The organism is Lactiplantibacillus plajomi, from assembly GCF_005405405.1.
GTDB lineage: Bacteria > Bacillota > Bacilli > Lactobacillales > Lactobacillaceae > Lactiplantibacillus > Lactiplantibacillus plajomi.
Genome location: NZ_BJDZ01000005.1, coordinates 77053 through 89421 on the forward strand (window position 1 = coordinate 77053; position 12369 = coordinate 89421).

General features: G+C 48.9%; 10 protein-coding genes and 1 pseudogene. 1 reads left to right on the top strand and 10 read right to left on the bottom strand.

Annotated features, from left to right (window positions below; translation table 11 throughout):
* Nucleotides 1-15 precede the first annotated feature (15 nt).
* Nucleotides 16-240: a CsbD family protein gene (locus FFM82_RS02930; protein WP_137644378.1), complete on the bottom strand. Its 225-nt coding sequence runs from the start codon at nucleotides 238-240 to the stop codon at nucleotides 16-18.
* 183 nt (nucleotides 241-423) lie between these two features.
* Here FFM82_RS02930 and FFM82_RS02935 point away from each other — a divergent pair, with 183 nt between their 5' ends.
* The gene (locus FFM82_RS02935) at nucleotides 424-1026 is read left to right on the top strand and encodes a hypothetical protein (RefSeq protein ID WP_137644379.1); all 603 of its coding nucleotides are present in this window, start codon (nucleotides 424-426) and stop codon (nucleotides 1024-1026) included.
* A gap of 111 nt (nucleotides 1027-1137) precedes the next feature.
* Here FFM82_RS02935 and lepA read toward each other — a convergent pair whose 3' ends face one another.
* The 9 genes and pseudogenes from lepA to dnaK form a co-directional block, all read right to left on the bottom strand.
* Complete coding sequence (gene lepA, locus FFM82_RS02940; RefSeq protein WP_137644380.1) at nucleotides 1138-2973, bottom strand: translation elongation factor 4; 1836 nt, start codon at nucleotides 2971-2973, stop codon at nucleotides 1138-1140.
* 130 nt (nucleotides 2974-3103) lie between these two features.
* Nucleotides 3104-4390 (bottom strand): annotated as a pseudogene (dltD, locus tag FFM82_RS02945) (D-alanyl-lipoteichoic acid biosynthesis protein DltD).
* Nucleotides 4387-4623 (bottom strand): D-alanine--poly(phosphoribitol) ligase subunit DltC, encoded by a 237-nt coding sequence (dltC, locus tag FFM82_RS02950; RefSeq protein ID WP_137644381.1) that lies wholly within the window; start codon nucleotides 4621-4623, stop codon nucleotides 4387-4389. Before dltC ends, dltD begins: the two are co-directional and overlap by 4 nt.
* Before the next feature lie 24 nt (nucleotides 4624-4647).
* Nucleotides 4648-5856: a D-alanyl-lipoteichoic acid biosynthesis protein DltB gene (gene dltB, locus FFM82_RS02955; RefSeq protein WP_137644382.1), complete on the bottom strand. Its 1209-nt coding sequence runs from the start codon at nucleotides 5854-5856 to the stop codon at nucleotides 4648-4650.
* Nucleotides 5853-7379 carry a D-alanine--poly(phosphoribitol) ligase subunit DltA gene (dltA, locus tag FFM82_RS02960; protein WP_137644383.1) on the bottom strand — a complete coding sequence of 509 codons (1527 nt, stop codon included), beginning with the start codon at nucleotides 7377-7379 and terminating at the stop codon, nucleotides 5853-5855. Before dltA ends, dltB begins: the two co-directional genes overlap by 4 nt.
* A 38-nt stretch (nucleotides 7380-7417) precedes the next feature.
* Nucleotides 7418-7567 carry a teichoic acid D-Ala incorporation-associated protein DltX gene (locus FFM82_RS02965; RefSeq protein ID WP_137644384.1) on the bottom strand — a complete coding sequence of 50 codons (150 nt, stop codon included), beginning with the start codon at nucleotides 7565-7567 and terminating at the stop codon, nucleotides 7418-7420.
* Between the two features lie 30 nt (nucleotides 7568-7597).
* Entirely contained in the window at nucleotides 7598-8773 is a 1176-nt protein-coding gene (locus FFM82_RS02970) for a serine hydrolase domain-containing protein (RefSeq protein ID WP_137644385.1), read from the bottom strand.
* A 476-nt stretch (nucleotides 8774-9249) separates the two neighbouring features.
* A complete protein-coding gene (dnaJ, locus tag FFM82_RS02975) occupies nucleotides 9250-10392 on the bottom strand; it encodes a molecular chaperone DnaJ (protein WP_137644386.1) in 1143 nt (380 codons plus the stop codon).
* Nucleotides 10393-10492: 100 nt separating this feature from the next.
* A complete protein-coding gene (dnaK, locus tag FFM82_RS02980) occupies nucleotides 10493-12352 on the bottom strand; it encodes a molecular chaperone DnaK (protein ID WP_137644387.1) in 1860 nt (619 codons plus the stop codon).
* Nucleotides 12353-12369: the final 17 nt, after the last annotated feature.

Below are 12369 nucleotides of genomic sequence, written 5' to 3' on the forward strand. Positions count from 1 at the left end.
GGTTGCGATTTTTTGTTACTCTTTTTTAGTTTTTAGTTCTTCAATTTGGGATTTGGCTTCGTCCACCACACCCTGCGCTTTTTCCTTAGCATCCGCTAATTTCCCCTTGAGGTGCCCCACGACTTGTTCCGTTTGCCCCTCAGCCTGCTTCTTGTGGTCCCCGGTCACGCGACCTTCGACCTCCTTGACCTTACCGCCAACTTTGTCCTTAGTGCCATCGAGTTTTTGATCAATCGACATTGAAAATCCCTCCTAGTCTTAAGAATAAGTCTAGTTTGCCGGAAGTTGGTCAATAAGTCAAATCAAATGCACATTATAGTTTAATGGTTATTTATGATTGCCGTCAATCAATATGTATATTTATTTCAACATAAGACTATAATCAATATAGTCGTTAAAAATCGTTATTTGGAGGAACATATCTTGAAGAAATCACTAATTATTAGTAGTGCACTTCTGCTTAGTCTCGCGCTAACTGGTTGTGGCAGTGGAAAAACGGGGGCAAACATTAAAAGTAGTTCACTAAAAAGCAGTCAACGAGTGACTAAAAGTCGAACAATTGCTAACTCAAAGTCCAAGAGCAAAGCTAAAGCGGCATCCATCAAAGCTGCCAAAGCCAGTCGTCGGGCCAGTTCAAAAAAAATCGCCATTAGTCGGGCTAATGCGATTAGTGTGGCTAAGGCTAAAATGTCCAATCAACAATCCAGTACCAGGTCAACTGCAACAGTTCAATCCAACACGCCCGCGAAGGCACCAACAAACTCATCCGCTGCAAGTTCGGTTTCAAGTTCAGTTGCAACAACTAATCAAAGTTCAAGTAACAACCAGTCCAAAGGATCGTCAATTTCGATGAATGAGCATACGCTAACCGGCTTTGTAAATAAATACGGCGTATCTCCCGCCCTTTATAAAATGCAGCACGAAGGTATGTCGAAGCTAAAAGCACTTCAAAATACTCCCGACGATATGAAAACTTTTGGTGAAAAGCAGACCCAGTACCGTCTAGAACATGGTCTGGAACCGTAACAAAAGATTATTTTGCGTTCATTTGCACCGATTGGTGTTAATGGGCGCTTTTTTACTGACGAACGAAAAGAGCGCCACCTAAGTAGCGCCCTTCCAGCATAATCCATGTTATTAATTCGGCTTTTCTTCTTCGTCGGTCTTCAAAACTGCCATGAAGGCCTCCTGCGGGATTTCAACCCGTCCCACGGCCTTCATCCGTTTCTTACCGGCCTTTTGCTTCTCAAGTAACTTCATCCGGCGGGTGCGGTCACCACCGTATAAGTGGGCCGTCACGTCCTTACGGTAAGCCTTGATGTTGGTCCGGGCAATTACCTTGGAACCGATCGTGGCTTGCACCGGGATTTCAAAGTTTTGGCGCGGAATAATCGTCTTCAACTTCGAGGCGATTTCACGACCACGCGCAGCGGCAAAGTCGCGGTGGGCAATGAAACTCAGGGCGTCGACCTGGTCGCCATTCAACAAGATGTCGATCTTGACCAAGTCACTGGCCCGGTAACCATCGATGTCGTAGTCCAACGAGGCATAACCGCGCGTGTTGGACTTCAACTTGTCGAAGAAATCAAAGATGATTTCTGACAACGGAATATAGTAAACCACGTTGACCCGGTTACTATCTAGATATTCCATCGTATCGAACTCGCCCCGTTTACGTTGGGCTAACTCCATCACGGCACCGACATAATCGTTAGGGACCATGATTTGAGCCTTAACGTAAGGTTCGCGGATTTCCTTAATGGCGGACGCTTCCGGCATTTCGGCCGGGTTTTCGACGTCTTTTTCAGTCCCATCCGTCATCATAACGTGGTAAGTTACCGACGGCGCAGTCGTAATCAAATCTAGGTTGAACTCACGTTCCAAGCGTTCCTGGACCACGTCCATGTGTAACAGTCCCAAGAAACCACAGCGGAACCCAAAGCCCAAGGCCTGTGACGATTCAGCTTCAAATTCTAAGGCCGCGTCGTTTAACTTCAACTTTTCCAAGGCTTCACGTAAGTCAGTAAACTTGGCATTGTCGGTCGGGTAAATCCCGGCGTAGACCATCGGGTTCATTTCCCGGTAGCCCGCCAACGGCTTTTCGGCCGGTCGGGCCGCGTTAGTGACGGTATCCCCGACCCGGGTATCCTGAATGTCCTTGATGCTGGCGGTAATGTAACCAACGTCGCCGGCCATTAAGTAGTCCCGTGGCAACGGTTTGGGTGAGTTGACCCCGACTTCGGTCACTTCGTACTCACTACCGCTATTCATCAAGCGAATCTTGTCCCCGAGGCGAACGATTCCTTCGTGAATCCGAACGCTCAGGACAACGCCGCGGTAATCATCGTAAACCGAATCAAAGACCAGTGCCTTCAGCGGTGCGTCCAAGTCTCCCTGCGGTGCGGGTACTTTTTGAACGATCTGTTCAAGTAATTCTTCAATCCCGATGCCCGCTTTTGCCGAGGCCAAAACGGCATCCTCGGCGTCGATCCCAATGTCATCCTCAATTTCTTGACGGACCTTTTCGGGTTCGGCGGACGGCAAGTCGATCTTGTTAATGACCGGCACGATTTCTAGGTCATCGTCAATTGCCAAGTACACGTTGGCCAGTGTCTGGGCTTCGACCCCCTGCGCTGCGTCCACGACCAGAACCGCCCCTTCGCAGGCAGCCAGGCTCCGGGAAACTTCGTACGTGAAGTCGACGTGTCCGGGCGTATCGATCAGGTGAAAAATGTACGTTTCACCGTCTTTAGCGTGGTAGTGCAATTCTACCGCGTTCAACTTGATCGTAATCCCCCGTTCACGTTCCAAATCCATCGAGTCCAGTACCTGATCTTGCATTTCACGTTTGGAAATGGTATCCGTTAATTCCAAAATACGGTCGGCCAATGTTGATTTACCATGATCAATATGGGCGACGATTGAGAAATTCCGGATATGCTTTTGTCGATCCTGCATTGTCGCTTTATCCATTAATTTTCCTACTTTCTTCCTTGTTCCTAATCTTTTCAATTATACCAACTATGGCGGTTAATCTCAATTTTTGAACGGCATTCGGCCGACAAAAAAGGAAGCTCCCGCGGGAACTTCCTTTTGTAAAAACTCATTGATTTTCAAACGCGGCTAAATCTTTTGGATCCAACCGTTGCCAACGATTCGAATAAAACGCATCGTTGATGTGATAATTTGGCTTAGTCGTCGTCTTTTTACTTAAGAACGGATCGACTCGTTGATCAACGGCTAACCAACCGCGCCAACCTAAATGAATCGTATCGGTCACGAAGTAGTCTTCACTGCCATCCTTGGTCAGATCAACGATGTTGTTGAAGCCCTGACTCGTTAACTGGTAACGAATCTTCTTATCAAACTGGGCGATCATCTTCATCGATAAGCCGGTATAGTCAGCCCACCGCTGGTTAATTGGTGGAATGATAAACAGGACGTCGGTGTGATTATTTGCAAACTGATTCAGGACTAGCTGAAAATCGGCAAATTCTGGCGACTTCGTGTAATTCAAACGTTGTTGCGACCCTTTCAAGCGCTTGTAATTCCGCTTTAACTGGGTGTTCCAAAACTGATTACTAATTTGTAAACTGTTGCTGGTCGTTTCAGCTTTACCGATCTTACCCGCTAACTGATCTAATTGGTTGGCGTTGTAAGTGTCCGGAAGGCGGTTCGCCTACCAATCGACCTTGTCCAAGTTCTTTTGTGAAATCCCGATTCGAGAGAAGAACTCGTCTTCACTGCTCAACACCTGCGCCTTATATTTCATATAAGTCATCTGCGCGTCAGTCGGCTTAAACCCGGCCGCAACCCTAGCCAACGCGTCGGCCAGCGTCTTGTCCGACGAACCCGACGGCATCTGCAATAACCGCTTTGCCGCGTAGCGGTCCATCGCCGTATTATGGCCGGACTGTAACCAGTCAGTCGTCTGTAACGGTGAGTAGTAGTACGAAAAGGCGTCCTTACGGGTTCCCTTTGGCACGAACCATTGTGGTGAAATGACAAAAACGGCTTTCTTGTTAGTCAACTGCTTTTGGACCGATTGCATCACGAAGTACTGGGTCAGCGACTGGGTCCCCCGTGCCCCCAGCAAGAAGGGCTGGTAGTCACGGTGATACTTCTGCGCTAGCACCGAGGGATGCATCGAATCAAATCGCGACCATTCGGAGGAACCAAAGAACGGGACGTAGCCATCGTCTAACGCCTGGCGCTTAATTTGGCGCCCTTTGAGGACGTTCGCCGATAACGATACGGCCGCTTTTTGCTCAGTATCTTTCGAAACGTGGTTCAAACCGAATGAAAATGGTGTCAGCAGAACGGTCAGTAATAAGATTGCCGCCACAATAATTGGGCCAAAAATCTTAAAAAGGCGTTTGGAAACGTTCATTGCATGCTCTCAACCTTAGCGACGATTTTAGCCGGCGTCTCCCATTCTGACCGTTCGAATTCGGAGACCGGTACTTCAATACCGAGTTGATTTTGTAATTCTAACAGCAGTTGAACGGAACCCATTGAGTCCATCAACCCTTCATCAAATAAGTTGGCGTCCATATTTGCGGAGACGTCTTCACCCGTTAAATCTTGTAAAATTGATAAAACCGTTGCTTTCGTATCATCCATCGTTAATTACTCCCTTATTTATGATTAATTATGGAACCACAGCGTGTCTAAGAACCCTGAGAAGATCAAGAAACTAAAGCAGACCACGTTGAAAGTCAGGAAAATGGCAAAGTATTCCGTGAACTTGTTCGACGGTAACTGCTGCTTATGGCGTTTCTTATACCGTAACCAGGCATCGTTGATGACCATGGCGAACCCGTGGAACAACCCGTAAACGATGTAGTACCACGTTTCGCCGTGCCAGAACCCCATGATCAGCATGTTGATCACGTAACAGACGTTGGCCGTCGTGATGCGGCTCTTGAACACCTTGTGCTTCATGAAGAAGAAGACCAGCCGCATGTAAATGAAATCACGGAACCAGAAGGACAGCGTCATGTGCCAACGATTCCAGAAATCCTTAATGTTCTTCGATTTAAACGGCTGGTTGAAGTTCATCGGGGTTTCAACCCCCATCAGGTAACTGACCCCCACGGCGAACAAACTGTAACCGGCAAAGTCAAAGAACAGGTCCATACTATAAACGTACATGACCCCGAGCAACGCCCACGAAACCCCGTGAGCTTGCAGTGCGGCGTGTTCCACAACTGGTAACATCCGCGTCCCGAAAATGTAGGCCAAAATGAACTTGTAAAAGAACCCGAGGAAAATGTAGCGAATCCCCTTTTCCATTAAGTCCAAATACTTAGCGCGCGTCGGCACGCTGTCGTAGTCCTTAACAAACCGCCGGTAACGGTCGATTGGCCCCGACGAAATCGTCGGGAAGAATAGTAGAAACTGACCGAACAGAACCGGGTGGAATTCCTTAATGACCCCGTCACGGGTCTCCATGATCGTCTGAACGACCTTGAAGGTTAAGTAGGAAATTCCGAGGAACCCGATGATTGAACTGGCCCCGTGGCTGACCGCTGGCGTAATCTTAACTACCGCTAACGGCGCAATTGCTAAGATAACACTAACCACGAAGATCCAGCCCTTATTCGGCGAATCGTCCCGTTGGCGGTACTTAGAATACAGCCAAACCAACAGGATTTCGTAAATCAGGTAGCCAATCAACGCGATTCCCGTATGCCACTTGACGCCACCAAACGTTAACAGCAAGAAAACAAATGAGATAATCGATTCGTAGACGTGCGACCGGCGCCCGTACAGCAAACCGATCATTAACGGTAACAACGCAATCAAGAGCAGAATGAAGTACGTCGGGTTACCATAAGGATCAAAAGACATCATACCGGGTTAACCTCTTTAATAATTGACTTGACATCGATCTTACCGTTCGGCGTCAATGGCAAGCTTTCTTGATAGACGAACCGTTGGGGAATCATGTATTCCATCATCATGCCCTGCAGGTCCTTCTTGATTGCCGTGGTCAACGCAAAGTCACTCTCAAAGTCATTTTGTTTTGGTACCACGTAAGCAATCATTTGAGTTACTTTATGCTCTTTATTATATTTTGGTACCGCAACGGCCTGCTCAATATACCGTTGCTGACTCAAGAAGTGGTCGACTTCTTCTAGTTCGATCCGGTAACCGTGCATTTTAATTTGGAAATCGACCCGGCCGCGGTAGCGGAATAAGCCGTCGTCGTCCATCGTCCCAATATCCCCGGAGTGGTAAGCCGGTTGGCCATCCAGTTCAAAGAAGGCCTTTGCCGTCTTGTCCGGATTATGCAAGTACCCCTTCGACACGCTGGGGCCCGAAATAATCAGTTCACCCTCGGTCCCGTTGGCAACCGGCTGGCCATTTTCGTCAACGACTAACATGCGGGTGTCCGCCTTGGCATAACCAATCGGTAAGCGGTCATAAGTTGTCAAAGCGTCGTCAGTAATCTCAATTTGCGTGACCGCCACGCAGGTTTCCGTCGGCCCGTAGGTGTTAAAAATTCGGGCCTGTGGGAAGCGTTGCTTTAAGGTCGCCGCCGTCTTGTGGGTCAACTCTTCACCACAGAATAAGAAGTGCGTTAAGTGTGGTAAGTGCTCAGCGTCAAATTTTGGTTCTAATAAGCAAATGTCCATAAACGACGGCGTTGAGACCCAAACGTTAATTGGTAAGGTCGGTAACGCCGCAAATAATTGCTTGAAGTCGTCGGTCACCGCTTTTGGTAACGCGTACAGCGTCCCACCCATCGTTAAGGTCGGGTAAAGATCCATCACCGATAAATCAAAGGAATACGGTGGCTGTGATAACGCGTTGGGGTGCATTGGCAACCCAAAGTCGGCACCCTGCATCCAGTTCACATAGCTTAATAAGTTATCGTGACTGATTTCGACCCCCTTTGGTAAGCCGGTCGTCCCCGACGTGAAGATAATGTAGTAATCGTCATCACCGCTGACTGCGTGATCAGCCCGATAGGCGACCGGTTGGTTAAAGATGGCCGTCAGTTGATCCGGCGTGATGACCGGCGTCGTGCCAACACCGACGGGTAAATCGGCAACCGCAATGGCCGCCGCCGGTTTGGCAATCTCATTGATCATCGTCAGCCGTTCGTTCGGTGAGTGCGTATCAATTGGAATGTACGCCCGTCCCGACTTAACCACGCCGAGGAAGGTCGCAATCATTTCGAACGTTTGCCCGCCAAAAACGATCACCGGCGTTTTGGCCGGAATATCAAGCGTATCGAGGTGCGCCGCGAGGGCGTCCGAGTACGCTTTTAGTTGTCCGTAAGTATGTTGTACACCCTGAACGTCATAAACGACCTTATCCGGTTGCGTGCTGGCAAACTGGTCGATCGTTTCAATGATGTTTTTAATCATTAGTCATTTCCCCCAAACAATTGAATAGCGTTCACTTACTAAAATTCGTTGTAAATGAACTTGGCCTGGTTGATCCCACTGTACCCGTATAGGTAAACCAAGGCCAGCATGACAGCAAAGTAAAATACTGTTAGCGCAATAAATTGAACTACCGGCCGTTTGAACCAGCTCCTCAATTTTGCGAACATGCCTTCACCTCCCAAAATATAGCACCCATTTTAAAGTTTTCCTGACATTAGTTCACTAAAAATCTTATTGGCCGCAATTTGAATCCCGGCGGAACGCCGGCGGTAATTACTAAGTAAAACAACCGCCGTCTTGCCGTCCGGTGACAGGTGAATGTCCGATTCATAACCGTAGCCGACGCCGTGTGAACGAATGCCGTTACTCATGTTGTAAACGCCACCGCCGTATTCGCCGGTCGCCGTCCGCGTGTGTAACGTTGCCACGTCAGCTGGCTTGAGTAGTTTTCCCTTTAACACGGCACTCTCAAAACGGTAAAGGTCGTGGGGGCTCATATACATCTGGCCGGTCCCCAACTCACCGTGCATTTGCGCAGTCGTTTCCTTTGCCAGCTGTTGGTAAGTTGGTTTCACCTTGCCGGCCTTATCCGCGTAGCCCAGCGTTGCCGTTGGGCCCAGGCCGTCCGCGACGAAACCGGTGTGGGTCAATTTCAACGGCTTAATGACCTGCGTCTCAATAAAGTGGCGGTAAGAATGGCCACTTTGTTGGCGAATGACCCCCGCTAAGAGTAAAAAGTTCACGGCCGAGTAGTTGAAGCGACCCGCCTTTTGGGGACGGTAAGTGACGTGCTTAACCGCGTAAGCGACGGTCTTGGCTTCCGACAACGGCTGCTTCGACCAGTCGGCCTGATTGAGCCAAAAGCCGGTCGTCATGTCCAACATGTCGCGAATCGTCGTGTCACCACCCGCCTTAAGGTTAGGATAGTATTTCGAAATCGGGTCGCTCAACTTGACCTTGCCACGGGCCACTAATTGCATAATCCCCACCGCGGTAATCGACTTTTGAATCGACAGGATTTGAAAAGTTGATTGTGGCTGATTTTTTAATCCCTGCGCTTTATTGGCATAACCAAAGCCCCGTTGATAAAGGACTCGGTTATTCTTGATGACCAACGCACTACCCACGAAATGGTTTGCTTTCAATAACGTGGTCAGGTGTTGATTGACCGACGTGCCGGCCTGATACTGATTTTGATTAATTTGGCGACTGATCGACGCGTTTTGCTTAGCAATCCGCTTCGCCATGCGCTGCCGCTCGACCCGAGCTGTCCGGGCTTGAGCCACGTGCCGGTAATGCCGAACCGTTAAACCGGTTCCCCCAATTAGCACGCACACCGCCAACGCTACCACTAATTTCTGATTACCTTTCAACCTTCTCAACTTCCCCACTAGCTTATAAATTCACGTGGTTAAGTTGCTACCACGCGCGTTTTGTTCAAGGATAAGTTTACCAATTCTCCCCGACAATTGCCATTTCCCACTTGAAAATAAAAAAAGGCTACCCATCCGTTTACCGGCTCTGAATAATTGTAACGGTTTTGTAACATTACCGTGCCACGCCTCCTTGATTAATACTAGCACCGGCCTTTTCACGATAACCACCAGAACGAAACCGTTTGGCCAAAAAGTCGTGACGTGAAAAGTTAGTGAATAAACGCTGGTCAAGGAATCGTCTTTACTTTACAACCCGTCAAAAAACGCCATTCTGAGTTCTCCTCAAAATGACGTTCTGTCTAGTTGGCTGATTACAACCAAAAAGCGCCGGAACCGGCACTGTTAGGCCCCCGATTCCGGCGCTTTTTGTCATTCACACTAACTTTAAATTTTACCGTCGACGTGGTGACCGCTTAGACACCGCGGAGCTTGTCGAACAATGAACTCTTACCGTTACCGGAAACTGACTTACCACTGGCCTTCGCGAAGGTCTTCAGGGCTTCTTTTTGGCCCTTATTCAAGTGGCTCGGCGTCTGAATCGTAACCGTGACACGTTCGTCACCGTTGCCGTTGCCCCGTAAACGGGGCGCACCCTTGCCACGGAGCCGGAAGGTTGTTCCGGTCTGAGTTCCAGCCGGAATCTTCAACTTCACGTCACCGTGAACGGTTTTGACCTCAACTTCATCACCCAACGCGGCTTGCACGAAGTCGATCGGTAACTTGAAGTAGATCGTCGCGCCGTCACGTTCAAAGTCCTTGCTAGGTTCAACCCGGAAAACGATGAACAAGTCCCCATAAGGACCACCGTTAGCCCCAGCTTCACCTTGGTTTTGCAGGCGCATTTGTTGGCCCTCTTCAACCCCGGCAGGAACCGTAACCTTGATGGAGTGGCTTTGTTCAGTATGACCCGAGCCACCACAAGTCGCACACTTTTCCTTAATTTCCTTACCGCTCCCATGACAAACGTCACAGACTTGTTGGCTCATCATGCGACCAAGCGGCGTATTCGTTTGGACTTGGACGTAGCCGCTACCGTGACACTTTGAACAGGTCACTGGTGACGTTCCCGGCTTGGCACCGGAACCGTGACACGTCTCACACTGTTCTTCACGGTTATACGTGATGTTGGTCTTCTTACCAAAGATCGCATCTTCAAACGATAAGTTCATTTCATATTGTAAATCGCGACCCTGTTGTGGTGCAGACGGGTTCGGCCGGCGACCACCGCCGCCACCGAAAAATTGACTGAAAATATCGTCAAAACCGCCGCCACCGCCAAAGCCACCGAAACCTTGTTGACCGAACCCGCCGGCGCCACCGCCGCCGAAGCCCTGTTGGCCACCGGTTGAACCGAATTGATCATACTGGGCCCGTTTTTGCGGATCACCTAACGTTTCGTACGCTTCGTTGACAGCCTTAAACTTGTCCTCCGCGCCGGGTTCGTGGTTCAAGTCAGGATGGTACTTCTTAGAAAGCTTGCGGTAAGCTTTCTTAATTTCATCCTGGCTGGCGTCCTTTTCAACGCCCAGAACCTTATATAAGTCTTGTTCTGCCATCGTAACCTCCTAATGATCCCTTTAAAGTTTCATTAATACTAGCATATTTAACACAAAAAGGCCAAGACCCCGCGGCCCTGGCCTCTCTGTTTAACCGGTATTACTTCTTATCCTTATCTTTATCCAAGTCTTCGAAGTCACCGTCGACCGTGTTGTCGTCACCCTTACCGGCATCGGCACTACCAGCCGCGTCGCCGCCCTTAGCGTCGCCTTGAGCTTGTTGTGCTTGTTGGTAAAGTTTAACTGACAAGTCCTGCACGATCTTGTTCAGGTCATCCTTCTTAGCCTTCATTTCATCGACGTTGTTGTCATCTTGGGCCTTCTTCAACGCATCACGCGCATCCTTAGCCTTTTTGACTTCGTCTTCTGAAACTTTGCCATCAAGTTCCTTCAACGTCTTGTCGGTCGTAAAGATCAGTTGGTCAACTTCGTTCTTCAAGTCAACTTCTTCCTTACGCTTCTTATCGGCGTCTTCGTTTTCCTTGGCTTCCTTGACCATTTGATCAATTTCTTCGTCAGAAAGGCCCGATGAGCTCTTGATGGTAATCTTTTGTTCCTTGTTCGTTCCCATATCCTTAGCGGAAACGTTAACGATCCCGTTCTTATCAATGTCGAACTTAACTTCGATTTGAGGAACCCCACGAGGGGCAGCAGGAATGTCCGTTAATTGGAAACGACCCAACGTCTTGTTGTCCGCTGCCATTGGCCGTTCACCTTGTAAGACGTGAATATCAACGGCTGGTTGGTTATCAGCGGCGGTACTGAAGACCTGTGACTTGCTGGTTGGGATCGTGGTGTTACGGTCGATCAACTTAGTGAAGACTCCACCCATGGTTTCAATCCCAAGGGAAAGTGGCGTAACGTCCAATAAAACGACGTCCTTAACGTCACCGGTGATGACCCCACCTTGAACGGCGGCCCCTAAGGCAACCGCTTCGTCAGGGTTGATCGAGTGGTTGGATTCCTTGCCAGTCCACTTTTCAACGGCTTCTTGAACGGCTGGAATCCGAGTAGACCCACCGTTTAAGATAACAACGTCCAAGTCACCAGCGGATAAGTTGGCGTCCTTCAAGGCGTTTTCAACTGGAATCCGGGTCTTTTCAACCAAGTCTTCAGTCAATTCGTTGAACTTAGCCCGTGATAACGTGGTTTCCAAATGAAGTGGACCACTGGCACCGGCAGAAATAAATGGTAAGCTGATTTGCGCTTCAGAAACCCCAGAAAGGTCCTTCTTCGCTTTTTCAGCAGCGTCCTTTAACCGTTGTAAGGCCATCTTATCTTGTGACAAGTCAACGCCGTTATCAGCTTTGAAGCCGGCAACTAACCAGTCAATGATCTTTTGGTCAAAGTCGTCACCACCAAGTTGAGTATCACCGTTCGTTGATAAGACTTCGAAGACCCCGTCGCCTAATTCAAGGATGGAAACGTCAAAAGTCCCACCACCAAGGTCGTAAACTAAGATTTTTTCATCTTTATCGGTCTTATCCAAACCATAAGCCAAAGCAGCAGCCGTTGGTTCGTTGATGATCCGTTCGATGTTTAAACCGGCAATCTTACCAGCATCCTTAGTTGCTTGCCGTTGGGCATCGTTAAAGTAAGCCGGAACCGTCACAACGGCCTTTTCAACCGTGTCACCCAAGTAGTCTTCAGCGAACCCCTTGATGTATTGTAAAATCATCGCGGAAATTTGTTGTGGGGTGTAGTCCTTGCCTTCGATGCTGACTTTGTAACCCGCTTCACCCATGTGCCGCTTAATCGAAGCGACCGTGTTCGGGTTCGTGATTGCTTGACGCTTTGCGACTTCACCGACTTGAGTTTCGCCGTCTTTAAACGCAACAACTGATGGGACCGTCCGGCCGCCTTCTGGAGTCGTGATAATTTTAGGTTCATTACCTTCTAGAACGGCAACTGCTGAGTTAGTCGTCCCGAGGTCGATACCGATAATTTTATTACTTGCCATAAATTAACAAACCTCTT